Consider the following 22,747-nt stretch of genomic DNA (forward strand, 5'->3'; position numbering starts at 1 on the left):
TCCACGGGAGACCAATCAGATGGCCGACGACCGCTTCCACGTGTACGACACCACGCTGCGCGATGGCGCACAGCAGGAAGGCCTCAACCTGACGGTGGCCGACAAGCTGTCCATCGCGCGCCACCTGGACAGCCTGGGCGTCGGTTTCATCGAAGGGGGCTGGCCGGGCGCCAACCCCAAGGACACAGAGTTCTTCAGGCGGGCTCAAACAGAGCTGGACCTGAAGCACGCGCAGCTTGCCGCGTTCGGCGCGACCCGCCGGGCAGGCATGAAGGCAGCAGATGACCCTCTGGTTGCCGCTTTGCGCGAATCCGGCGCGCCGGTCGTGACCCTTGTCGCCAAGAGTCACGACCGGCACGTGGAGCTGGCCCTCCGCACGACCCTCGATGAGAATCTCGCGATGATCCGCGACACCGTCTCTCATCTGAAAGCGGAGGGCCAGCGGGTCTTCCTCGACGCCGAGCACTTCTTCGACGGCTTCGCGTCCAATCCAGCCTACGCTCTGGAGGTCGTCAGGACCGCGGCCGAAGCCGGCGCCGACGTGATCGCCCTGTGTGACACGAACGGCGGCATGCTCCCCGACGAACTGGCCGAGGTCGTCTACGAGGCGGTGCAGACCAGCGCCCGCGTCGGCATCCACTGTCACGACGACACCGGCTGCGCGGTGGCCAACACGCTGGCCGCGGTGAAGGCGGGCGCCACGCACGTGCAGGGCTGCGCCAACGGGTACGGCGAGCGCTCCGGCAACGCGAACCTGTTCACCGTCGTGGCCAACCTGCAGCTCAAGCGGGGCTTCGACCTGGTCCCGGACGCGGCGCTGGCGGACATGACCCGGATCGCCCACGCGATCACCGAGGTCACCAACGTCACCCCGAACTCCCACGCCCCGTACGTGGGCATGTCCGCCTTCGCGCACAAGGCGGGCCTGCACGCCAGCGCCATCAAGGTGGACCCGAACCTCTACCAGCACATCGACCCGGCGGCGGTCGGCAACGACATGCGCATGCTGGTCTCCGACATGGCGGGCCGGGCCAGCGTCGAGCTGAAGGGCCGCGAGCTCGGCTACCAGCTGACCCCCGAGATCTCCAAGGAACTCGTGGACCGGGTCAAGGACCTGGAGGCCAAGGGCTACACGTTCGAGGCCGCGGACGCCTCCTTCGAGCTCCTGCTGCGCGACACGCTCAAGGGCGAGCGCAGGCGGCACTTCGAGGTGGAGTCCTGGCGGGTGATCGTCGAGCGCACCAAGGGCGGCGAACTGGTCAGCGAGGCCACGGTCAAGCTGCACGCCAAGGGCGAGCGCATCGTGGCCACGGGCGAGGGCAACGGCCCGGTCAACGCCCTCGACAAGGCGGTACGGCTGGGCCTGGAGAAGCTCTACCCGGAGCTGGCCGAGGTCGAGCTGATCGACTTCAAGGTGCGCATACTCGAGGGCACCCACGGCACCGACGCCGTCACCCGCGTCCTCATCACGACCAGCGACGCCACGGGCGAGTGGGCGACGGTCGGCGTGGACGAGAACATCATCGACGCCTCCTGGCAGGCCCTCGAGCAGGCGGTCACCTACGGCCTCCTGCGCGCGGGCCGCGACCTGTAGGAAGGCGCGGTGGAGAGGGTTCGGGTACGGCGCCGCCGTACCCGAACGAAGGCCAGGAGCTACTTACTGATGCGCACAGCGTCGGCGATCACGAGGCCGGTGCCGGATGTCCACCGGCTCACCCCGACCACGTTGTAGTCACCGGCGTTGAGCGAGAACGTCCCGATGCTTCGCCACCCGCCCCCGCCGGAACGCTGGTCGACGTAGACCGTCTGGTTCCCGCTGGAGGTGGCCACGATGTAGGGCGCCGAGCTGTTGTATCCCGGCAGCGCCGGATACCAGACCTCGACGTTGTAGGTGCCCGAGCTGGGGATGCTCGCCTTGAACCAGGCGGCGTCGCTGGCGGCGACGGGGTCGGCGAACCGGTAGTCGGCCCCGTGGCGCTGGGTGGAGTAGGTGGAGGTGCCCCAGTTGGCGCTGGCGGTGAACCGGCCGTCGGTGGCGTTGTCCACGATGGTGGACCAGGTGGTGCCGCCGCCTCCGGTCACGTACTGCATGTACTTGTTCCAGTCCCAGTACCGGCCGGGGTCGGTGTGGGTGGCACCGGGGACCTCGTTGTGCCCGATGATTCCGGTGCGGGTCTTCGGGATGCCGTACTTGTTGCACAGGTAGGCGGTCAGCGCGGCGGAGCTGCGGTACATGGCGTCGGTGAACCACGAGGGGTTGTCGACGAAGCCCTCGTGCTCGATGCCGATGGAGCGCGTGTTGTAGCTCCAGTTCCCGGCGTGCCAGGCGACGTCCTTGTCGCGCACCATCTGGGTGACCGCGCCGTCGGAGCTGCGGATCACGTAGTGGGCGGAGACGTTGGCGCTCGGGTTCTGGAACCAGGAGATGGTCCCGGCGTAGGAGCCCTGCGTGACGTGGATGATCACGCGGTCGATGTTGTAGCTGCTCTCGCGGCTGGAGGCGGTGTAGTTGCCCGAGTTGGCGGCGACCCAGGCGGCCGGCGGGTAGTCGGGGCTCATGGCGGCCATGGCGGTCAGGTCCTGGGCTTCCGCGTAGGCGCCGCGTTCCGCGGTGACGTTCTGGGCGGCGACGCTGATCTGCTCGGCGCCCGCGGCGCCGGTCAGGCCCTTGCCGAGGAAGTCGTAGACGGTGTCGGCGTACAGGCGCGCGGTGGCCGGGTCGGCGGCGTTGCTGTACTTGGCCACGACCGGGTACCAGGCGCCGAGCCCGGCGTCGGCCGGGAGGCCGAGTTCGTCGGCGTAGGCGCGCAGGACGGCGGCGCCGCCCTTGACGTTGGCGCCGGAGTCGTTCCTGAGGGCCCGCTTGGACAGCCCGGTGAGGCCGGCGGCCTTCTCCAGGACCTTGGCGGTGGGGTTGCTGACCAGGTGCATGACGCCGTAGCCGCCGCTGGCGGAGGGCTGACCGGCGTGGCCGTCGAAGTGGGTCTCCGCGTAGGCGATGGTGACCAGCAGGTCGCGGGGGACCCGATAGGTCTCGGCCGCCTGGTCGAAGGCCGCGGTCAGGGGGCCGGTGCGGGTGGTGGCGTTGGCGGCGGTGGGGAGGACGAGGGTGAGCATGGCGAGGATGCTCGTGGCGAGAAGCGTTAATCGGGGGGTTCGAGTTGCCCTCATGGCCGCAAGATACGACTAACCCTGACAGATGTCGATAATTGACATCACTCTGGGTTTACTTGAAACTTTCCGTCGTATCCCTGTTCAGAAAACCACCGACACCCCGTTCACCTTCACCTTTCCCCCGGAACACGACACCTTCGGCGCGTCGGTACCCGGCACGATCACCGTCACCAGCTCCTTGGCCGCAGGCGAGACCACCACGCTGGCCGCCTTCTTCCCCAGATACGTCGGCGACACCCAGCCGCGCCCGCCGCCCCGCTCCACCTTCTGCCCGCCGACCGGCGCGCACCCGGCCAACTGCACCAGCGTGACCCTGTACTTCCCATCGCCCAGCACGACCCGGCCGCCCGCGTTGGAGACCACGTTCAGCGCGGGGTCGAACCGCCACAGGTTGCGCACCTTCTTCCCGCCGGCCGCGGTGTCGCGCACCGCCATCACGTCCTCGCCGTGGTTGACGAACAACGACCTGGTACGGCTGACGCCATACGCCTTGTCCGTGACCCGGAAGGTCTGGCGGCCGGCGCCGTACGCCGTCTTCGTGAGCTTGGTGGCGGTGCGCGGCCGGAACCGCGCGCCCTCGACCATGGGGACGTTGTGCGCCTCGGGGGAGAGCGTCCAGTAGCGGTAGGAGCTCTTCTCGTAGGAGTGGAACCCGGCGTCGACCAGGATGTCGCGCCCGTCGGCGTAGTAGGTGACGCCCATGTGGTCCTCGTGCCCGTGGAACTTCATCCCGGGCCCGAACCGCAGCGAGTAGTAGGCCGCGTCCTTCGTCCAGTCGGTGCGCCCGAAGGCGTACCCGGCGCGGTAGACCTTGACCTTCTCCTTCGGGGTGCCGGTCTCCATCTTCGGCTCGGTCTCGGCGCTGCCGTCGCCGATCGGCACCATGTACCCGCTGGGCTCGGTGGCATGGGCGACGAACGCCTTCATGGCCTCGGTCCGCTTGGCGATCTCGCCGGGTACCTTCCGCTCGCAGTCGCGCATGTTGGTCATCGCGACCTGGAGCCGGCCGTACACATAGACGGCGTACCGCGGCGCCTGCTCCATCAGCGCGCCCTGGGAGTCCACGTCGAGCTTGACCGTGCCCGTCAGCCGCTTGATCGCCAGCGAGGTCCAATCGCGCCGGTTCAGCCTGCAGCCGATGCCCATGAGCGCGATGTCCTGGTCGATGCCGTGGTTGTGGCCCTTCTTGTACAGGCGGGGGTCGGCCAGCAGCTTGGCGTGCTCCTTCAGGCTGTCCTTGAGCCAGCCGTCCTTCACGTGCATGCTCAGGCAGACCAGCGCCTGCGTGCGCAGCGAGGTCGGGTGGTCTTTCCAGACATAGGGCTTGGTACGGCCGGCGCCCCGCTTGTTGCCGGCCGCCCAGTCCTTGGTGATCTCCTTGGCCCGCTTGAGGAAGCGCTCCTCGCCGGTGTTCTCGTAGGCGACGACGAGCGTGCCGACCCAGCGCAGCGAGTGGAACACGAACTCCCAGGAGCGGTTCCGGTACGGGCTGGCGCCCCAGTCGATCTTCTGGCCGATCTTGTACGGCGGCTGTCCCACCAGCGAGATCTCGCCGCCCATGACCTCCTCGGCGGTGGGCGTGCCGGGGATCCAGTCGCCCTGGCACTCGGCGGTGCGCTTGACCTTGTCCGCTGCCTGAGCGGGGGCCCCGAGCCCGGTGACGGCGAGCATGAGGGCAAGGGGTATCGCGAGGCGGCGCACGCCGGTGGTCCTTCCGGGGATGGAACTCAGAGCGAGTCATGTTTTCGGACTCGCGATCAAGAGGTCAAGCCGGGTGCGCGATTGTTAGCGGCCTGATGCCATGCTGTCTTCGTGAAATACGACGACATCGTGGTGCCGGACACCGCCGCCTGCCGCCTCGCCCTCGAGGTCGCGACCGAGTTTCACTCGCCTTCCCTGCTCAACCACTCCATCCGCGCCTATCTGTTCGCCGCCGCCCACGGGCAGGGGCACGGGATCGCCTTCGACGCCGAACTGCTCTACGTCGCCTCGATGCTGCACGACATCGGGCTGACGAAGGAGTTCGACAGCCACACGGTGCCGTTCGAGGAGGCCGGCGGGCACGTGGCGTGGGTCTTCGGGGCCGGCGCGGGCTGGCCGGCCGAGCGCAGGAGGCGCGCGGCCGAGGTGATCGTCCGCCACATGTGGGACGCCGCCGACGTCCCGGAGGACGATCCGGAAGGGCGCCTGCTGGAGCTCTCCACCGCCATGGACATCTCCGGCCGCCAGACCGAGGAGATCCCCGAGCCGCTCAGGAGCGAGGTGCTGGCCCGCCACCCGCGGCTGGACCTGGTCAAGGAGTTCGCCGCCTGTGTGACCGAGCAGGGAACCCGCAAACCCGACAGCATCGCGGCGGGTTTCGTCCGAGGGGGTATTGCTGACAAACTGGCCAGGAATCCGCTGAACTCCTGAGGTTGGTCGCATGATCGATACCACGGTGTCCCATTCGCCGAGAATCTGGAACTACTGGCTCGGGGGCAAGGACAACTACGAGATCGATCGTGAGATCGGTGACCAGTTCGCCCGCGTCTTCCCCGAGATCGTGCCGATCGCCAAGGAGTCGCGGGCCTTCCTCACCCGCGCCGTCACCTTCCTCGCCGGCGAGGCCGGGATTCGCCAGTTCCTCGACATCGGCACCGGCCTGCCCACGGTCAACAACACCCACGAGGTCGCCCAGCGCGTCGCCCCGGACTCCCGCGTGGTGTACGTGGACAACGACCCCATCGTGCTGGCCCACGCCCGCGCCCTGCTGGTCGGCAGCCCCGAGGGCCTGACCGAGTACATCGACGCCGACCTGCGCGAGCCGCGGGCGATCCTGGCCGCCGCCACCGAGACCACGCTGGACTTCAGCCGCCCCGTCGCGCTGATGCTGCTCAACATCCTGGGCCACATCCCCGACTACGACCAGGCCAGGCAGATCGTCGCCGCCCTGGTCGCCGCCCTGCCCTCCGGCAGCTACGTGGCCGTGGCCGACGGCACCAACGTCATCAAGGGCCCCGAGTTCGAGGCGGCCATCGCCATCTGGAACCAGAGCGGCTCCGTCCCCTACCACCTGCGCAGCCCGGAGCAGATCGGCTCCTTCCTCGACGGCCTGGACATTCTCGAGCCCGGCGTCGTCTCCTGCCCCGACTGGCGGCCGCAGGGCACCCCGCAGCCGGTGGTGGACGAGTTCTGCGCGGTGGCCCGCAAGCCCTAGAAGGTGTCCGCATAGGGTTGGCACATGGCTGTCGTGAAGATCAATGCGCTGACCGTTCCCGCCGAGATGCGCGAGGAACTGGAGAAGAGGTTCGCCAACCGGGCGGGCATGGTCGAATCGGCCGACGGGTTCGAGTGGTTCGAGCTGCTGCGCCCCCTCGAGGGCACCGACCAGTACCTCGTCTACACCCGCTGGCGCAGTGAGGAGGACTTCCAGACCTGGCAGCAGAGCCAGGCGTTCCAGCGCGGCCACGCCCAGGCGGCCGAGGCCGCCAAGGCCCAGGGACAGGACCACGGGCACGGGCACGGTCCCGCGGCCACCGGCTCCCAGGTGTGGTCCTTCGAGGTCGTGCAGAGCGCCGCGCCCAAGGACTAACCCTTCAGCGTCACGCGGGCCACGGCGGGCAGCCGGTCGGTCTCCAGGGCGTCGCGCATGTGCGGGATCGCCACCCCGGCCAGGTGTTCCTTGATCTCGCCGATCCGGGCGTCCTCGCCGGCGACCAGGCGCAGCCGTACCTCGGGAGCGTGAGGCGAGCCGGTCAGGTCGGCGGTGGCGCTCAGGACGGCGGGGCTGGCGGTGATCTCCGCGGTGACGGCCTCCGCGACGCCGTTCGCGGTGATCTCGGTGACGCCGCCGGGGCCTGTCTCCAGCCGCAGCGACGACACCGTGGCCCGCCGTCCCTGCACGAGCAACCACCGCAGCGCCAGTACGGCCAGCACCACCGCGCCCGCGGCCACCGCCCACCACGCCCACGACCGCGAGAAGAACGCGAGGACCGGGCCGTTGACCAGCGGTTCCGCGGCCGGGGCCCAGTTCTGGGGGAGCAGGCCGAGGCTTCTGGCCACGGCCGCGCCGCCCAGGACGGTCAGCAGCAGCCCGACCAGGGCCAGGCCGAGCCGGTTTCCGCGCCGTGTGGCCGTGTTCATCGACGCTCCTTCGGGAAAAGTGTCACGGCCGCTCCTTCAGGCAGAGTGCTCACGGCCGTTCCTTCAAACAGGGTGCTCATGGACGCTCCTTCAGGCGGATCGCCACCCGGTGCTCCTGGACGGGGCCGAGCGCGGCCAGCCGTGCCAGGACGGCCTCACGGACCGCGTCGCCGGTGGCGGCGTCGTTCCAGCCGCTGGTGGTCGCGGTGACGGTCACGGTACGGCGGCGCGTCACGGCACGGGCCGACCGGACACCGGGCACCTCGGCGGCGGCCCGGGCCAGCGCGGTGGTGAAGCTCTGCCGGCGCATACCGATGACGAGGTCCGGGTCCCCGGTGCGCAGCGGCACGAGCCGGGGCCGTCCCGGCAGGAACGCCGTGAGCAGGAGCGCCAGGCCGATCAGCGTCACGAGGGCGGCCCCGATCAGCACGGCCGGGCTCTGCCACATCGTGCCGCGCCCCCACGCGAGCAACGCCGGGCCGGGCAGCCAGCCGAGCGACCGGCCGAACAGCCGCGCGATCACCTCTGCGGCCACGACCGTGCCCAGGACCGCCAGCAGTGCCGCGACGATCACCGCGGGCACCGTCCGGCCCGGCCGGAACGCGCCCAGCGCCGCCCGATCCCCGGCGCTCATGGCGCACCCGGCGCGAGATGGGTCACGACGACGTCCACCTCGGACACCCTCAGCCCGGTCAGCCTGCCCAGTTCGCCGGCCAGTTCCTCCCGGATGCGCCGGGTGGCGGCCCGCAACGGCGCCGGGTACCCGACGGTCACGAACAGCCGGACCCGGACCTGGTCGCCGTCCACCCGGGCGGCCGTGGTGCGCGTCCACGGCAGCCCGTCGTGCGCGGTCACCGCGCGGACGCCGGCCAGCGACTCGGCGAGCCGGCAGGTGATGCGGGTGGCCGCCCGGTCGGTGATCGAGGTACGGCCGCGCAGCTCCGCCGGCACGCGCTGGGCGGGCAGGCGGACCGGCTCGGCGGACGTCGTGCTCACTTGCGCCTCACGGTCAGGTGGGCCACGCTCACCTCGCCGCCTTCGGCGATGCGGCCGATCAGGAAGCCGAGCGCGCCGAGCAGCAGCACGAGCACGAACGCGCCGATGCCGCCGAAGGCGCCGGCCAGGCCGAGCACCATGCCGACGGCCATGCCGATCAGTGCCAGCGGGTGGTAGCTCATGGGATCTCCTCCAGATCCTCGACGATCAGGTCCACGACGAGCGGGCCTTCGACGGGCGGGTTGTCGACGAGCGGGACTTCGGCGGGCGGGACTTCGGCGGGCGGGACTTCGGTGGGCGGGTCTTCGACGAGGTCGTCGATGCGGATGTTCACCGGCAGGGGGCCGACGAGGCCCGCCACCGCCCGCCGTACGTCGTCGGCGAGGTCCGGCAGCGGGTGCCCGGCCCGGGCGGCGATCGAGATCTCGACGCCGTCGTCGCGCACCGCCACCCCGGCCAGCCGTTCGCCGGGGAGGTAGGTGGCGACGGTCCCGAAGGGGCCGCCGGTCAGCCCGGCCACCCCGGGGACGCGGAGCGCCTCGTCCGCGATCGCCCGGGCGTCGGTCATTGGACCCGGGGTTCCTTCTTGGGCGCGTCCTCGGACTTCTGACCGGGCAGGTGAACGTCGTCGACCTTGATGTTGACCTCGGTCACCTCCAGGCCGCACATGCGCTCGATGGCCGAGATCACGTTCTTGCGCACGGCCGAGGCCAGGTCGGGGATGGCGCTGCCGTACTCGACGACGAGGTCGAGATCGACGGCGGCCTGACGTTCGCCGACCTCGACGGAGACGCCCTGCGCGACGCTCTTGTCGGCGCCGACGAAGCCGCGCACGGTCCCCATGGCCCGCGCGGCGCCGCCGCCCATGTCGAAGACGCCGCTGACCTCACGGGCGGCCAGCCCGGCGATCTTGGCGACGACTCCGTCGTCGATGGTCGTGGTGCCCATGTCGCTGGTGAGCGCGCCGGTCATGGTCCCGTTCTGGGTCCGTGCCCGTGGTACGGCCGGCGTCTCCTTGACCGTGGCTTCCGACACGATCCGTCACCCCCGAGAATTGATTCGTCACCATAAGTAACTGTTTCTTGTTACATAACCGACAAATCCAGAAAAATGCGGCCTGACCTGCATTCATGGACAAGTCATGACTTGCTGCTGGCCGCCATCGGCCCACGTGGGGCGAGCTCCGGCACGTCGGCGCTAGCCTTGTCAGGTGCGTATAGCGAGGTTCTCCACAGGCGACGATCCCGTATTCGGCGTGGTCGAAGGCGGCCCGGGCGAGGAGTTCGTCTCCACGATCGCCGGCCATCCCTTCAACCAGGTGCAGTTCACCGGCGAGCGGTACCCGCTGGCCCAGGTCAAGCTGCTGGCCCCGATGCTGCCGAGCAAGGTCATCGCCATCGGCCGCAACTACGCCGAGCACGCCGCCGAACTGGGCAACGAGGTGCCGGAGGAGCCGCTCATCTTCCTCAAGCCCTCGACCTCGGTCATCGGCCACGGTCAGCCGATCGCCTACCCGACGTCGCTGTCCCACCGCGTCGACTACGAGGGTGAGCTGGCCGTCGTCATCGGCCGGCTGTGCCGCGAGGTCCCGGTCGAGCGCGTCAAGGACGTCATCTTCGGCTACACCTGCGCCAACGACGTCACCGCCCGCGACCTGCAGAAGAAGGACGGGCAGTTCACCCGGGCCAAGGGGTTCGACACCTTCTGCCCGCTGGGCCCCTGGATCCAGACCGACCTCGACCCGGCCGACCTCGCACTGACCACCACGGTCAACGGCGACGTGCGCCAGAGCGGGCGCACGAACCAGCTCATCAACGACATCCCCGCGCTGGTGGCCTACGTCAGCGCCATCATGACGCTGATCCCCGGCGACGTGATCCTCACCGGAACCCCGGCGGGCGTGGGCCCGCTGGAGGTCGGCGACGAGGTCAGCGTCGGCATCGAGGGCATCGGCACACTCACGAACAAGGTGGTTTCCCGTGACTGATCTGCGGGTGCGGTTCGCGCCCTCACCGACCGGCATGTTCCACGTGGGCGGCGCCCGCACCGCGCTGTTCAACTGGGCGCTGGCCGAACAGTCGGGCGGCACCTTCGTGCTGCGCATCGAGGACACCGACGCCTCGCGCAACCAGCCGGAGTGGACCGAGGGCATCATCTCCGCGCTCGACTGGATCGGCGTCAACGGCACCAACCCGGCCTTCGAAGGCCCCTACTTCCAGTCGGCCTTCGAGCCGCAGCACCGCGAGGCCGTCGCCAAACTGCTGGCCGACGGGCGCGCCTACTACTGCGACTGCACCCGCGAGGACCTGGTCGCCCGCACCGGCTCCGAGCACAAGGGCTACGACGGCCACTGCCGCGGGCGCGGCCTGACCGCGGGCGCGGTGCGTTTCCGCACCCCCGACGAGGGCGTCACCGTGGTCGAGGACGTCATCCGCGGCCGGGTCGAGTTCCCCAACGACGCGCAGGAGGACTTCGTCATCGCCCGCACCGACGGCTCCCCGCTGTACGTGCTGGCCAACGCGGTCGACGACATCACCCAGAGCATCACCCACGTCGTGCGCGGCGAGGAGCACCTGGGCAACGCCGCCAAGCAGGTCATGCTCTGGCCCGCCCTCGGCGCCCGGCCGCCGGTCTGGGCGCACCTGCCGGTGATCGTCAACGAACAGCGCAAGAAGCTGTCCAAGCGCCGCGACAAGGTGGCCCTGGAGTCCTACCGTGAGGAGGGCTACCTGGCCGAGGCCATGGTCAACTACCTCATGCTGCTCGGCTGGGGCCCCGGCGACGACCGCGAGATCATGCCGTGGTCGGAGATGATGCCGCTGTTCAAGCTGGACAACGTCAACTCCGCCAGCGCCTTCTTCGACGAGAAGAAGCTGCGCGCCTTCAACGGCGAGTACATCCGCGCCCTGCCGCTGGAGACCTTCGAGGAGCGCTGCGCCGGCTACCTCGACGCGAGCTGGGACCGCGAGACCTTCAGCAAAGTCGCCCCGCTGGCCCAGACCCGCATCGGGGTGCTGTCGGAGATCCGGCAGAACGTCGACTTCCTCTTCCTCGACGAGCCCGTCTTCGACCAGGCGTCCTGGGACAAGGCGATGAAGAACGAGCCGGCCGCGATCCTCTCCGGCTACCTCGACCGCCTGGAGAGCGTCAGCTGGGACCCGGAGTCCCTGAAGGTCGCCCTGGAGGAGGTCGGCACCGCCCACGGGCTCAAGCTGGGCAAGGCGCAGGCGCCGGTCCGCGTGGCGATCACCGGCCGGACCGTGGGCCTGCCGCTGTTCGAGTCGATCGAGGTCCTCGGCCGCGAGCGCGCCCAGGACCGCCTGCGCGCCGCCCTGGCCCGGCTCCAGGCATGAGTACGGCGCCGCCGAGGCTCACCAGGGCCCCGGCGGCCATCGACCACCACACCCCGGTGACACCGGCCCACGCGCTCAGCGCGTAGGCGAGGGGCAGCTGTACGGCGAAGCCGGCCAGGGTGACGCCCAGCAGGCGGCCGCCCCTGCCACTGGCCTGCATGACGCCGCCGACGGCGATGAGCCCCCCGAACGGCACCAGGTAGAGCGTCATCCAGCGCAGAAACTCCACCGCCGGCCCGGGGCCGCCGGTGAACCATCCGGCGACCGGCGCGGCCACCAGGTTGAGCACCGCCGCCACGGCCACCCCGGCGCCGAGCCCGAGCAGCAGGGGCCGGCCGACCGGCTCCGACCGGGCGGTCCTGATCATCGTGGCCTGGCGCAGCGCGTAGAAGGCCATGACCCCGGCCAGCATGATCTTCGACCCGATGCCGTATCCGGCCTGCGCGGCCACCCCGAACCCGGCCACGACGTCCACCAGGACCATCCCGGCCAGGGCACGAGCCAGGAAATCTCCGGACATGGGCAGCCCGAGGCGCACGAGCTCCCCCGCGGAGGCCCGGCCCGGGCCGTCCGAGGGCGCGTGCCGTACCAGAGCCAGGAGGGCGACGCCGAGCGTGGCCAGCCGCGCGAGGACGGTCGCCAGCGCGGCGCCCTGGACGCCCAGGCCGAGGCCGTAGATGAACAGCGGATCCAGGCCGATGACCAGGACGTTGCAGATCAGCGCGTGGCGCATCGGGAGCCTGGTGTTGCCCTTGCCCTTGAGCACGCCGTCGACCAGGCCCTGGGCGAAGAAGACCGGCAGCCCGGCGAGCGAGACGAGATAGAAGTCGGCGGTCAGCGCCGCGGTCCCGGCGTCGGCGGCGAACAGGGCGGCCAGCGGCTCGCGCAGCAGCACGCCGGGGACGGCCACCGCGAGGCTGACGGCCGCCCAGAGCAGCCAGCCGGTCCTGATCAGCGGCGCGAGCGGGGCGTGGCCGTCGCGGCGGCCGACGAGCACGGTGAGGCCGGTCTGGACGGCCAGGAAGAGGCCGAGCGCCAGGTATTCGGTGCTCGTGGCCACGGTGACCGCCGCGACCGCGCTCTCGCCCAGGCCGGAGACCCAGAGCAGGTCGATGACGCTCACCGCGACGACCGCGGTGAGCAGTTCCACGTAGATGGGGAAGGCCAGCCTGAACATCTGGATACCTCGATTCGCTATATCTCGTTTAGAGGTATAGCGATACGATGCGCCCATGGCAACCGGCGGTGACCTGACCCTCACCATCCTGGGATTCCTGCACGAGCGGCCCATGCACGGCTACGAGCTCAAAGCCCGGCTCAACGCGCTGACCGGCCACCTGCGCCCGCTCAGCGACGGCGCGCTGTACCCGGCCATCTCCCGCCTGGAGGCCAAGGGCCTGCTCGAACGGCACGAGGAGCCGGGCGCCGCGGCGGCCAGGCGCCTGGTCCTGACGCTGACCGAGGCGGGACGCGGGGAACTGCTGAGAAGGCTCCGGGAGCCGAGCGACATCGAGATCAGCGACCAGACCAGGTTCTTCGCCCTGCTGACGTTCCTGTCGGCGCTGCCCGACCCCGCCGACCGCCTCCGCGTGCTGAGGCGCCGGCTGGACTTCCTCGAGACCCCGGCCAGCTTCTTCTACGACGACGGCCGGCCGGTGCGCGCAGAAGAGGAACAGGACCCCTACCGCCGCGGCATCCTGCTCATCGCCCGCGCCACCGGCACCGCCGAACGCGCATGGCTCAGACAAGAACTGGCCGGACACAGTGCCGGCAGGCCGGCCTCCGGCGCAGCCAGTACGTGAAGGTCGCCCCCGCCAGCGCCAGCGCCCACAGCGGCCACCAGGTCATGGGGTTCGACAGATCCATGGTCACGAAATGGCCCTGGAGAATCTGCCAGCCCGCGTTGAACAACACCACCGACACCAGCGTGGCCGGGGCCACCGCCAGCCAGACCGGCACCGCCCGGCCCGCCAGCACCGGGATCCAGCGCGGGAACACCTCGCCCCACCGCTGCACCAGCCCGAGCGTCAGCACCGCGCCCACCCCGCTGAAGGTCGCCAGCCCGACGCCCGCCCACACCAGCCCGCTCTGGTGCATCTCGGCCAGGTACTCCGGCCCGATGCCGAGCGGGATGCCGAGACCCCACGCCCAGCGGGTGACCGCGTAGCCCAGCGGGATGAGCGCGCCGGTGTAGGCGAAGACCCGGCCCCAGCGCAGCAGCCGCTCCCGCGACCAGCGTCCCTCGCCGCCGCAGTGCACGCACACCCCACGGGCGCGCCGGGCGTGGCCCAGCGTGGCGGCGGCCCACAGCAGCCCGCCGACCAGCAGCAGGAACTGGTAGATCAGCGACCAGCTCAGCACCGAGTCCCAGTCGGCGGGCGGCCAGCCGAACGGCAGCCCGCCGATGATCATCGGCAGGTAGCCGAGTAAGGTCAGCGCCCGCCCATCGGGCAGAATCACCGCCAGCGCCGGCGCGGCCAAGGCGCCGAAGGCGACGACCGGCCACCTGAACCGGGTGAATCCGCGGGCCACGGCCAGCCCGGCGAGCATCCCCGCCAGCCCGAACACGATCACCGGCGCCGCGGCCTCGCCGGGCTGGAGCGTCACGAAGAAATTGCGGTCGTCGCCCGGGTCGAGCGGATCCTCCGCCGCGGCGCCCCACGGGTAGGTGTCCCACCCCAGCAACCAGGTGAGACCGAGGACTGCGTATCCGGCCGACCACAGCGCCGCCCCGTATCCGGCGGCTTCAGGCCATCTCTTGAACATGTTCAGAGCATGAGCCCGCCGCCCTGTGACGGCCCTGAGCCGGGCTGAGAAAAGGCTGAGGGGGTACGGCAGGCTCCGCCGTACCCCCTCAGAAGGGACTTGCTACACCAGGCCCCGGCGCTCGAGCAGCGGGCGGATGCCCGGCTCGCGGCCGCGGAAATTGCGGAAGGCGGTCAGCGCGTCCAGGCTGCCGCCCTTCGACAGGAGCTCGCGGCGGAAGTGGTCGCCGTTCTCCCGCTTCAGCCCGCCGTTCTCCTTGAACCACTCCACGCTCTCGGCGTCGAGCACCTCGCTCCAGATGTAGGAGTAGTACCCGGCGCTGTAGCCGCCGGCGAAGATGTGCGCGAAGTAGTTGGTGCGGTAGCGCGGGCGCACCAGCGCGACGGCGATCCGGGCCGCCTCCAGGGCCCGAGCCTCGAACGCCTCGGCGTCCTCCACCTGCTCACCGGCCGCCAGCTTGTGCCAGGACCAGTCGAGCAGCGTCGCCGCGAGGTACTCCACCGTCATGAAGCCCTGGTTGAACTTCTGCGTCGCCTGCATCTTCTCCACGAGATCGGCGGGCATCGGCTCGCCCGTCTCGTAGTGCTTGGCGTAGTTCGCCAGGATCTCCGGCCAGGTGGCCCACATCTCGTTGACCTGCGAGGGGTACTCGACGAAGTCACGCGGCACGTTCGTGCCGGAGACGCGGGGGAAGCGCACCGCCGAGAACAACCCGTGCAGCGCGTGCCCGAACTCGTGGAAGGCCGTGTTGACCTCGTCGTACGTCATCAGCGTCGGCCCGTCGGCCGGCTTGGTGACGTTCAGGTTGTTCATGACCACCGGCAGCTCGCCGAACAGGTACGACTGGTCGACCAGGTTGTTCATCCACGCGCCGCCACGCTTGGTCGGGCGCGCATACGGGTCCAGCAGGAACAGCCCGAGCGGCGAGCCGTCCTCGTTGAACACCTCCCACACCGAGACGTCCTCGTGGTAGCCCTTGAGGTCGGGCCGCTCGGTGATGCTGAGCCCGTACAGCCGCCCGGCCGCGTAGAAGATGCCGTCGCGGAAGACCCGGTCGATCTCGAAGTAGGGCCGCATGGCGTCGGCATCGAGGTCATACGTCGCCTGGCGCACCTTCTCGGTGTAGAACGACCAGTCCCACGGCTCGAGCGCGAACCCCGCCTGCTCGGCCAGCGCCTCCGCCTCCCTGCCGGCATTGCGTACGGCGGGGCCGACGAGCTGGCCGAGCATCTCCTCGACGGCCTCGACGGTCTTGGCCGTCTGGTCGGCCACGCTGTAGGCGGCGTGGTTCGGGAAGCCCAGCAGCTCGGCCCGCTCGGCCCGCAGCGTGGCCATCTTCACGGCCAGCCCGAAGTTCTCCGGCGCCCGCTCCGCCGACAGCGTGTACAGCTTGCGGCGCGTCTCCCGGTCGGTCAGCTGCGCCAGCGCCGGCTGGTTGGTGAAGTTGAGCAGCGGCAGGACCCACTTGCCGTCCTTCTCGATCGCCTTGAGCTGCGCCTCGCCCAGGCCGTCGAGCTCGGCGCGATCCTCGGTCACCAGCGCCGACTCGGTGCTCGCCTTGAGCAGGTTCTGCGCGAACTCGGTGGAGAGCTTGGACAGCTCCTCGTTGAGCAGCTTGAGCCGCTCCTGATCGGCTTCGTCCAGGTCCGCGCCGGCCCGGATGAAGTCCTCGCGGTACTTCTCCAGCAGCCACGACTCCTCCGGGTCCGCGGTGGCCACCTGCTTGATCCGCGCCCACAGCGCCCGGTCGAGCCGGATCGCGTCGCTGTGCTTGGTCAGCCGCGGCGAGACCTCCTTCTCGATCGCCATGATGCCGTCGGTGGAGTCGGAGGAGGTGATGCTGAAGAACACCATGCTCGTGCGGCCCAGGATCCGCCCCGACCGCTCGAGCGCCGCGATGGTGTTGTCGAAGGTGGGCGACTCGTCGTTGCCCGCGATCGCCGCGACCTCGGCCAGGTGCTCGCTCATGCCGCGCTCGAACGCGGGGAGGTAGTGCTCCTCCCTGATGGCAGCGAAGTCAGGCAGCTGGTACGGCAGGCTGCTGGGTGAAAAGAACGGGTTCTCTGCCAACGGTCGAGCTCCTCATGCGGCGGTTTTGTCCACCTTCAGCTTGGCATGTCACCGGGGTCGCCGCGCTTCGGTGGCGGGCGGTTCGGCAATCGTTTTGGTGCTCACCGCCAAGCTGAGCTATTCTTTCGGACGTCGCCAAGCGAGCTCCAAGGGGCCCGCTACGGTGGGGTATGGTGTAATTGGCAGCACGACTGATTCTGGTTCAGTTAGTCTAGGTTCGAGTCCTGGTACCCCAGCTCTTGACGGATGTCCTTTGATGAGGGCATCCGTTTTGTGGTTATGGAAGAGTTTCGGATCCGGCCGGGATCCTTCGCCCGGTTCGCCCTGGCCTTCGCCGGGCCGCTGCTGCTGTTCTTCCTCGTGTGCCTGCTGCTGGGCGCCATCCTGACCGGCAGCACCCCGGCCGGGATCCTGATCGGACTGCTGGCCGTGGCTGCCCTGGCCGCCGTGCTGCTGGTGAAACACCGCAGGATGGCCCACGGCACCGTGGTCAGGTTCTCGCCGTCGAGCGTGGAGCTGATCGACACCCAGGGCTTCATCGTGACCCTGCGCTGGCCCGACATCACCCGCATCGGCACGGTCGACACCCAGCCCGCCGGCCCCCGCCGATTGGGCCGCCCGGGTGGCCTGCGCGTCCGAACCCAGCCGCTACGCGCCACCGGCCTCATCGGCTGGGGAACCCGCCGCGTGCCCGCCCGCATCCCCGGCTGGATGCGAACCCGGCTCGACGCCGCCCCGGTCCACCCGGTGACCGGAATGCCGGAAGTGGCCATCCCGTTGGGCGAGTTCGATCCGGCATGGGAACAGGGGGCCATGGGGGCCTGGATTCGGCGGTATCGGCCCGATCTCCTGGGTGGATAAGCGGTTTGGAGTGCTCCTCGGGGTGCGGTAGAGTTACCTGCGTCGCCGGGGAGACCCGGCGAAATCACTTGTGGTCAGGGTCCCGTCGTCTAGTGGCCCAGGACGCCGCCCTCTCAAGGCGGTAGCGCCGGTTCGAATCCGGTCGGGACTACCACTGTCACAAGTCAGCCGATAAGGTCCCGTCGTCTAGTGGCCCAGGACGCCGCCCTCTCAAGGCGGTAGCGCCGGTTCGAATCCGGTCGGGACTACAAGCAATGTGCTTGGCACGCTTCTCCAGTCGAGCTGAAGCTCGGCTCCTGTCGGGCCGCCTTTCCAGCCCCGCCCGTTACCCGATCAAGTGGATCCCACCACGCTTGCGCCCCGGCTGGCATGAGTCCTTGAGACATGAGGCGTCAGGGCCGGGTGGTTGCAGCAACGGCTGCCGTTAACCGGTGGCGTTCCGTCGACGGGTCTCATAGCGTGGGCGCTCGTGGCTGATGATCCGGGAATGCGCCTGGAGCGACGTGACCTCGGTCGGGTGTTCAACGAGGTGCCGGAGCTCTACGACCGGGTCCGGCCGGGATACCCCGACGAGTTGTTCGCGGACCTCGTCAGCGTCACCGGGTTGGCCGAAACGTCGTCGGTGCTGGAGGTGGGCTGCGGGACCGGTCAGGCGACACGCTCGCTGGCGGCGCTCGGATGCCCGGTGACCGCGGTCGAACCGGGCACGCACATGGCCGCACTCGCGTGCGGGCGGCTCGCCGGGTTCCGTAACGTCAATGTCGAGAGATCGACATTTGAGGACTGGGACGACCGCGGCCGACGCTTCGACGTCCTCGTGGCCGCATCGTCGTGGCACTGGGTCGACCCGTCGATCGGCTGGCGGCGCGCGCATGACGTGCTCCGTCCCAGAGGCTGGATGGCGTTGCTCGGCAACGTCGTCATCCGCAGACCGGGAGAGCCCGAGGTGTACGCGGAGACCGCCGATCTCCACGAGCGGTTCTGCCCGGGGAACCCTGGTTGGGGTCATCCGCCGCTGGAGGAGGACGTGCGCACCACCGACGAGGGTTGGGGTCTGGTCGACGATCCCGGCGGCTTGTTCGGCCCGACGATCGTGCGCTGGTACCCGACCGTTCAATGGTTCAACGGGGACGGCTTCGCCGACCTCCTTCGCTCGACGTCGTTGTACCGCAGACTCGACCACGACGTCCGTGAGCCCCTGCTCGACGCCGTCGCCGAGCGCATTCGCACACGGATGGGCGACCGAGCGTCACGCCGCTATCTCAGCGTCCTCCGTGTGGGACAGCGCCCCGGATGAGTCCAGGAGGGGCGCCAGTGGCCTGTCCTGGAGCAGGCGTTCCATCCCGGTCGTAGTCGTGGGCGAGTCGGCCGTCGAGCTGGTTCGCCGGGCAGCCGGGCACGCTCGATCCCCAGATGTCCGCCGCAAGGGCGTGAACGTAGGCTCGCGTATCGGGGGATACACCACATGCCAGGAAATACGGGGAAGATCGGCGACCCACAGGTCTTCGCCGCCGCCTCCTCCGCCGGGGCGACCTCTGCCCGGGCGGGGAAGCGGTATTGGCATCTGCGCGAACGGACCGGCGAGGCCCGCTACCTGGACCGCGCCCTGGCCGTCGCGCACGACTGGATCGCCGCCAACCCGGAGGGCGAACAGCCTGGCCCGCCACGCGCACCTGCTGGCCGATCCGGCGTTGTACCGGGAGCACATCCAGCACGCCACCCGCCCCGACGGCTACCTGCTCCCCATCGGGGACGGCCCGGCCGACGGCGGCTACGTCTTCGGGCCGCACCGCCTGGAACGATCCCGGCTCCGCCCACTACTCGATCAGGTTCGGCCCCGGCCGCAAGCTCCACGGCCACGAGGACCACCTCGGCGTCACCTACTACGCCCACGGCCGTCCCATCCTGGTCGAAGCCGGCTTCCACTCCTACGAGAAGACCCCCTTCACCACCTGGACCCGGCTGCCGGAGGCGCACAACCTCCCGGTGGTCGAGGGCGCCCGCTTCCGTCCCGGCACCGCCACTCACCTGCGCGCCGCCGGCATCACCGCCCGGCGCCAGTCGTTCACCCTCGACGACACCGCCTACGGGGTACGCAGGATCCGCGAGGTCGTGGTCCACCACGGTCCCGACGTGCTGGCCGTACAGGATCGGGTGGAGGGCGGGGCGACGGCCCGCAGCCTGTGGCACTTCGCCCCGGCGCTGCGGGTGCTGACCCGCGGGAAGGGCCTGGTGGTCCTGGGGGACGAGGACGGCTGGCAGGTGACGCTGGCGCAGTTCACGCTGCCTGACGGCGCCCCTGCTCACGATCCCGAGGTACGGCGTGGCCTCGTCTCGCCCGCCGCCCGCCGTACCGCCGGGGTGGAGATCGTCGTCTCGCCGGCGGCCACCAGGCTGCTGACGCTGATCGTCCCGGGCTGCGCCGCCCCGGAGATAGCCGTCGCCGACGGGGGAGTAAGTGTGACCACCCCCGAAGGAACGGCCCCATGCTGGGGTTCGACCTGAGATCCTGGAAGGGTGACCGAGTCGATCAGCCTGGCACTCGTTGCCTACTTGACCGGTGGCCCCTCTCCGTGGCCCCGCAAGGATCCGGCCGCCCTGGCGGCGGCAGTGGGCGCCGACGAGGCGGCCGACCTGCTCCCGGCGCTGGACGCGTTGGCCGAGGAGATGCTGACCATCCCGGTGAGCTGGGAGAACCAGACCTTGGAATCCGGCACCGCGCAGGCCAAGGACGAGATGGGCGCCCGCCACCCCGATCTCACCGACGACGCCCTCAAGGCGCTGGGCAGCTACTTCAGCTACAACTGGAAGTAGCCGCCCAGGCTCAGGACGAGGTGGACCGGGCCTTGAACAACGCGCGCTTGGCCGCCTTGGCCACCTGCTTGTCCGGGTGCACCTGGGAGATCAGGTCGAGGAGTTCCTCCACGTGCGCGTGCGGGATCTTCCAGATGACCTCGAGCAGGTTGTTGAGCAGGTCGGGGCCGATGTCCCGCAGGCTGCTGACGAACTCCGCGCGCCCCAGCCCTGCGGAGATGGTCCACATGTCCAGGATCAGCCAGTGGGTGTCGTCCTGGGTGGGTTCGGGGGCGTCGGGGACTTCGAGCTGGCTCAGGTGGGTGGCGGCGTACGGGCGGAGGGCGGGGTGGTTCAGCGCCTCCTGCCAGGCGGGCACCGCGGCCTCGCCGAGCGTCCCCACCACGCTGGCCGCCTGGACGCGGACCAGGGCGTCGTTGTCGTCCTCCGCGGCGGCGTCGAGGAGTTCCGCGGCCGCCTGGGCGGGCTCGCGCAGCTCCATCCACGCGGCGAACTCCGCGTCGGCCTCGTCCTCGGGGAGTTCGGCGGAGAGGGTCAGCAGGTCGAGGGCCGACATGGACTCGATCGCGGGGCGCGCGTCCACTTCGATGTCGGCGTCGTCGGCGAGGTGGACGACGCCCTCCATGCCCAGCGGGGTGAGGGCGACGTCGCCGGAGACGCTGACCATGCCGTAGCCGACCAGCCAGTCGAGGACGGGCGCCAGCGGGTCGCCGTAGTGCTCGGCGGCGGCGGTCCACGCCTCGGCGCCCAGCTCGTCGATGTCGGCCGCGGCCTCGGCGAGCTCGGCGCGCAGGCCGTCCAGCTCGCGGGCGCCTCCGGCCAGCAGCAGGCGGATGAGCAGACCCCGGGTGAGGCCGGACAGGGCCATGGTGAGGTCGTCGTCCTGCAACTCGGGGTCGCCGTAGTCGACGGAGTGCAGGCCCAGCATCCAGGCGTCGAGCACGTCCTCGTCGTCGTCGAAGGGCCACCCGGCGGTGTCCTCGTCCACGCTGACGGTGTCCTCGCCGTCCGGCTCGATGAACTCGAGGTCCACGGCGAGGTTCCAGATGTTCCACAGCTGGGGGACGTCTTCGCCCGCCTCGGGCCTGGGCAGGCCGATGACGTCGAGCGCCTCGCCGACCTCGGCCTCGGAAAGGAGCGTCTCCTCGCCGACGCGGCGACCGGTCCCGACCCAGACGGACAGGTCGCGGGCCTTGGCGATCAGAGGTACGGCTCGCGCCGCCTCGGCCAGCTCGGTGTCGGGGCTGAGCCGGATGGTGTCGAGGTCGGCCAGCCGGTCGGCGAACGGCTCGAAGTCGCCCAGGTCGCCGCCTTCCTCGTCCTCCCCCTCGTCGTCACCGTCGTCGTCCTCCTCCTCGCCGATGAGGTCCTCCATCAGGTCGATGAACTCCTCTTCGAGGTCGGAGAGCTCGCCGAGCAGGTCGGCCAGGGAGTCGGAGCGATCGCTGAGGCGGCCGGTCTTCGACAGGAACGTGAGGTAGGCGTCGAGCGCGGAGGCCATCCCGTCGGCGGCGGCATCGGGGTCGTCCACCACCTTGGGCATCTGCTCGATCATGACCCCCCGCACGTCGGCGCGGGTCCACGTGCCGACATGGGAGGAGAAGGAGATGCGGTGCCACAGAGCGGCCGGTCCCACCAGTTCGGGGGAGCTGTCGGGCGCGTTGGTGCGCGCCCAGACGATGAACTCTTCCAGCAGGGGTCGCAGCTCAGCGGCGGCTACCTCGATGCGATCTGTCACGCACTCAGGCTAGTGCGCCTGGGACGCACTCGGCTCCCCAAATACGCGGTTTAGCTGATCATGACTGATGCCAACTCACAATCCATGGCCCATCAGGATGATCTGCGCATAGACTCCGTGATCCTTTCGGCGGCGGCCATGACCGGAACGGCGTGCAGGCGGCCGGGTGCGCGGGTGAGGCGCTCGATGGGGCCGGAGACCGAGACGGCGGCGATGACCTTGCCGCCGCTGCCCCTGATGGGCGCCGAGACGCTGGCCACGCCCTGCTCGCGCTCGCCCACGCTGTGGGCCCAGCCGCGCCGCCGTACGCTGGCGAGAGTGGCGGCGGTGAACTTGGCGCCGCGCAGGCCGCGGTGCAGGCGGTCGGGCTCCTCCCAGGCGAGCAGTATCTGGGCGGCCGAGCCGGCGGTCATGGGCAGGGCCGAGCCGACGGGAACGGTGTCACGCAGGCCGCTGGCGCGTTCCGCGGCGGCGACGCAGACGCGCTCGTCGCCCTGGCGGCGGTAGAGCTGGGCGCTCTCGCCGGTCAGGTCGCGCAGCTGGGTCAGGACGGGGGCGGCCACGGCCAGCAGCCGGTCCTCTCCGGCGGCGGTGGACAACTCCGACAGCCGCGGGCCCAGGACGAACCTGCCCTGGGTGTCGCGGGTGACGATGCGGTGGTGCTCCAGCGCCACGGCCAGCCGGTGGGCCGTGGGCCGGGCCAGTCCGGTGGCCTGGACGAGCTGCGCGAGCGAGGCGGGTCCGGCCTCCAGGGCATTGAGCACGAGAACGGCCTTGTCCAGTACGCCGACTCCGCTAGAGTTGTCCATACACCGATACTGCCGTCTCGACATATGAGAAAGCAAGTCGGCGC

At 70.1% G+C, this 22,747-nt stretch carries 24 protein-coding genes and 3 tRNA genes; 14 read left to right on the top strand and 13 right to left on the bottom strand.

What is annotated here, in order from left to right; translation table 11 throughout:
- Positions 1 to 19 precede the first annotated feature (19 nt).
- Positions 20 to 1,594 carry a citramalate synthase gene (gene cimA, locus FVE25_RS32135; RefSeq protein WP_157250865.1) on the top strand — a complete coding sequence of 525 codons (1,575 nt, stop codon included), beginning with the start codon at positions 20 to 22 and terminating at the stop codon, positions 1,592 to 1,594.
- A gap of 59 nt (positions 1,595 to 1,653) precedes the next feature.
- On the opposite strand, the gene FVE25_RS32140 is transcribed toward cimA, so the two are convergent.
- Together FVE25_RS32140 and FVE25_RS32145 are read right to left on the bottom strand one after the other, a co-directional pair.
- On the bottom strand, positions 1,654 to 3,171 hold the full coding sequence (locus FVE25_RS32140) for a golvesin C-terminal-like domain-containing protein (RefSeq protein WP_157250866.1): 1,518 nt from the start codon (positions 3,169 to 3,171) through the stop codon (positions 1,654 to 1,656).
- A gap of 84 nt (positions 3,172 to 3,255) precedes the next feature.
- Positions 3,256 to 4,875, bottom strand: a complete 1,620-nt coding sequence (locus tag FVE25_RS32145; RefSeq protein WP_246267735.1) for a heparinase II/III family protein — start codon at positions 4,873 to 4,875, stop codon at positions 3,256 to 3,258.
- A gap of 111 nt (positions 4,876 to 4,986) precedes the next feature.
- Between FVE25_RS32145 and FVE25_RS32150 the strand changes: the two genes are divergently transcribed.
- From FVE25_RS32150 to FVE25_RS32160, 3 genes are read left to right on the top strand one after another with little or no spacing between them, the layout of a single operon-like run.
- Positions 4,987 to 5,586 carry an HD domain-containing protein gene (locus FVE25_RS32150; RefSeq protein ID WP_157250867.1) on the top strand — a complete coding sequence of 200 codons (600 nt, stop codon included), beginning with the start codon at positions 4,987 to 4,989 and terminating at the stop codon, positions 5,584 to 5,586.
- Positions 5,587 to 5,596: 10 nt separating this feature from the next.
- A complete protein-coding gene (locus FVE25_RS32155) occupies positions 5,597 to 6,370 on the top strand; it encodes an SAM-dependent methyltransferase (RefSeq protein WP_157250868.1) in 774 nt (257 codons plus the stop codon).
- A 24-nt stretch (positions 6,371 to 6,394) separates the two neighbouring features.
- The gene (locus FVE25_RS32160; RefSeq protein WP_157250869.1) at positions 6,395 to 6,745 is read left to right on the top strand and encodes an antibiotic biosynthesis monooxygenase family protein; all 351 of its coding nucleotides are present in this window, start codon (positions 6,395 to 6,397) and stop codon (positions 6,743 to 6,745) included.
- Here the strand turns inward: FVE25_RS32160 and FVE25_RS32165 are convergent.
- The 6 genes from FVE25_RS32165 to FVE25_RS32190 all read right to left on the bottom strand — a co-directional run bounded on the left by FVE25_RS32165 (position 6,742) and on the right by FVE25_RS32190 (position 9,264).
- On the bottom strand, positions 6,742 to 7,296 hold the full coding sequence (locus tag FVE25_RS32165; RefSeq protein ID WP_157250870.1) for an alkaline shock response membrane anchor protein AmaP: 555 nt from the start codon (positions 7,294 to 7,296) through the stop codon (positions 6,742 to 6,744). The genes FVE25_RS32160 and FVE25_RS32165 overlap by 4 nt on opposite strands.
- Positions 7,297 to 7,372: 76 nt before the next feature.
- Positions 7,373 to 7,930, bottom strand: a complete 558-nt coding sequence (locus tag FVE25_RS32170) for a DUF6286 domain-containing protein (protein ID WP_157250871.1) — start codon at positions 7,928 to 7,930, stop codon at positions 7,373 to 7,375.
- On the bottom strand, positions 7,927 to 8,292 hold the full coding sequence (locus FVE25_RS32175) for an Asp23/Gls24 family envelope stress response protein (protein WP_157250872.1): 366 nt from the start codon (positions 8,290 to 8,292) through the stop codon (positions 7,927 to 7,929). The genes FVE25_RS32170 and FVE25_RS32175 overlap by 4 nt, the downstream gene beginning before the upstream one ends.
- Positions 8,289 to 8,474 carry a hypothetical protein gene (locus FVE25_RS32180; protein WP_157250873.1) on the bottom strand — a complete coding sequence of 62 codons (186 nt, stop codon included), beginning with the start codon at positions 8,472 to 8,474 and terminating at the stop codon, positions 8,289 to 8,291. The genes FVE25_RS32175 and FVE25_RS32180 overlap by 4 nt, the downstream gene beginning before the upstream one ends.
- Positions 8,471 to 8,860, bottom strand: a complete 390-nt coding sequence (locus tag FVE25_RS32185) for an Asp23/Gls24 family envelope stress response protein (RefSeq protein WP_181019773.1) — start codon at positions 8,858 to 8,860, stop codon at positions 8,471 to 8,473. Before FVE25_RS32185 ends, FVE25_RS32180 begins: the two co-directional genes overlap by 4 nt.
- Positions 8,857 to 9,264 (bottom strand): Asp23/Gls24 family envelope stress response protein, encoded by a 408-nt coding sequence (locus tag FVE25_RS32190; protein ID WP_157250998.1) that lies wholly within the window; start codon positions 9,262 to 9,264, stop codon positions 8,857 to 8,859. Before FVE25_RS32190 ends, FVE25_RS32185 begins: the two co-directional genes overlap by 4 nt.
- A 238-nt stretch (positions 9,265 to 9,502) precedes the next feature.
- Between FVE25_RS32190 and FVE25_RS32195 the strand changes: the two genes are divergently transcribed.
- Positions 9,503 to 10,279: a fumarylacetoacetate hydrolase family protein gene (locus FVE25_RS32195; protein WP_157250874.1), complete on the top strand. Its 777-nt coding sequence runs from the start codon at positions 9,503 to 9,505 to the stop codon at positions 10,277 to 10,279.
- Entirely contained in the window at positions 10,272 to 11,645 is a 1,374-nt protein-coding gene (gene gltX, locus FVE25_RS32200) for a glutamate--tRNA ligase (RefSeq protein ID WP_157250875.1), read from the top strand. Before FVE25_RS32195 ends, gltX begins: the two co-directional genes overlap by 8 nt.
- Here the strand turns inward: gltX and FVE25_RS32205 are convergent.
- Entirely contained in the window at positions 11,539 to 12,822 is a 1,284-nt protein-coding gene (locus FVE25_RS32205; protein WP_157250876.1) for an MATE family efflux transporter, read from the bottom strand. The genes gltX and FVE25_RS32205 overlap by 107 nt on opposite strands.
- Before the next feature lie 55 nt (positions 12,823 to 12,877).
- Here FVE25_RS32205 and FVE25_RS32210 point away from each other — a divergent pair, with 55 nt between their 5' ends.
- Entirely contained in the window at positions 12,878 to 13,447 is a 570-nt protein-coding gene (locus tag FVE25_RS32210) for a PadR family transcriptional regulator (protein WP_157250877.1), read from the top strand.
- Here FVE25_RS32210 and FVE25_RS32215 read toward each other — a convergent pair.
- Complete coding sequence (locus tag FVE25_RS32215) at positions 13,386 to 14,411, bottom strand: hypothetical protein (protein ID WP_157250878.1); 1,026 nt, start codon at positions 14,409 to 14,411, stop codon at positions 13,386 to 13,388. The genes FVE25_RS32210 and FVE25_RS32215 overlap by 62 nt on opposite strands.
- A 102-nt stretch (positions 14,412 to 14,513) precedes the next feature.
- A complete protein-coding gene (locus tag FVE25_RS32220; protein ID WP_157250879.1) occupies positions 14,514 to 16,481 on the bottom strand; it encodes a M3 family metallopeptidase in 1,968 nt (655 codons plus the stop codon).
- Positions 16,482 to 16,645: 164 nt separating this feature from the next.
- On the opposite strand from FVE25_RS32220, the gene FVE25_RS32225 reads away from it, so the two are divergent.
- The 7 genes from FVE25_RS32225 to FVE25_RS32255 all read left to right on the top strand — a co-directional run bounded on the left by FVE25_RS32225 (position 16,646) and on the right by FVE25_RS32255 (position 20,156).
- Positions 16,646 to 16,717: transfer RNA gene (locus tag FVE25_RS32225), tRNA-Gln, on the top strand.
- 43 nt (positions 16,718 to 16,760) lie between these two features.
- The gene (locus FVE25_RS32230; RefSeq protein ID WP_157250880.1) at positions 16,761 to 17,342 is read left to right on the top strand and encodes a hypothetical protein; all 582 of its coding nucleotides are present in this window, start codon (positions 16,761 to 16,763) and stop codon (positions 17,340 to 17,342) included.
- Positions 17,343 to 17,420: 78 nt separating this feature from the next.
- A tRNA-Glu gene (locus FVE25_RS32235) sits at positions 17,421 to 17,496 on the top strand.
- A gap of 21 nt (positions 17,497 to 17,517) precedes the next feature.
- Positions 17,518 to 17,590, top strand: a tRNA-Glu gene (locus tag FVE25_RS32240).
- 221 nt (positions 17,591 to 17,811) lie between these two features.
- Positions 17,812 to 18,639 (top strand): class I SAM-dependent methyltransferase, encoded by an 828-nt coding sequence (locus tag FVE25_RS32245; RefSeq protein WP_219825729.1) that lies wholly within the window; start codon positions 17,812 to 17,814, stop codon positions 18,637 to 18,639.
- A gap of 260 nt (positions 18,640 to 18,899) precedes the next feature.
- Positions 18,900 to 19,847 (top strand): heparinase II/III domain-containing protein, encoded by a 948-nt coding sequence (locus tag FVE25_RS32250; protein WP_157250881.1) that lies wholly within the window; start codon positions 18,900 to 18,902, stop codon positions 19,845 to 19,847.
- A 12-nt stretch (positions 19,848 to 19,859) separates the two neighbouring features.
- Complete coding sequence (locus FVE25_RS32255) at positions 19,860 to 20,156, top strand: hypothetical protein (RefSeq protein ID WP_157250882.1); 297 nt, start codon at positions 19,860 to 19,862, stop codon at positions 20,154 to 20,156.
- A 10-nt stretch (positions 20,157 to 20,166) separates the two neighbouring features.
- Here FVE25_RS32255 and FVE25_RS32260 read toward each other — a convergent pair whose 3' ends face one another.
- Together FVE25_RS32260 and FVE25_RS32265 are read right to left on the bottom strand one after the other, a co-directional pair.
- Entirely contained in the window at positions 20,167 to 21,894 is a 1,728-nt protein-coding gene (locus FVE25_RS32260) for a hypothetical protein (RefSeq protein WP_157250883.1), read from the bottom strand.
- A gap of 92 nt (positions 21,895 to 21,986) precedes the next feature.
- Positions 21,987 to 22,703 (bottom strand): IclR family transcriptional regulator, encoded by a 717-nt coding sequence (locus FVE25_RS32265; RefSeq protein ID WP_157250884.1) that lies wholly within the window; start codon positions 22,701 to 22,703, stop codon positions 21,987 to 21,989.
- Positions 22,704 to 22,747 lie beyond the last annotated feature (44 nt).

The sequence above is a fragment of the Nonomuraea typhae genome (assembly GCF_009760925.1).
Classification (GTDB): Bacteria; Actinomycetota; Actinomycetes; order Streptosporangiales; family Streptosporangiaceae; genus Nonomuraea; species Nonomuraea typhae.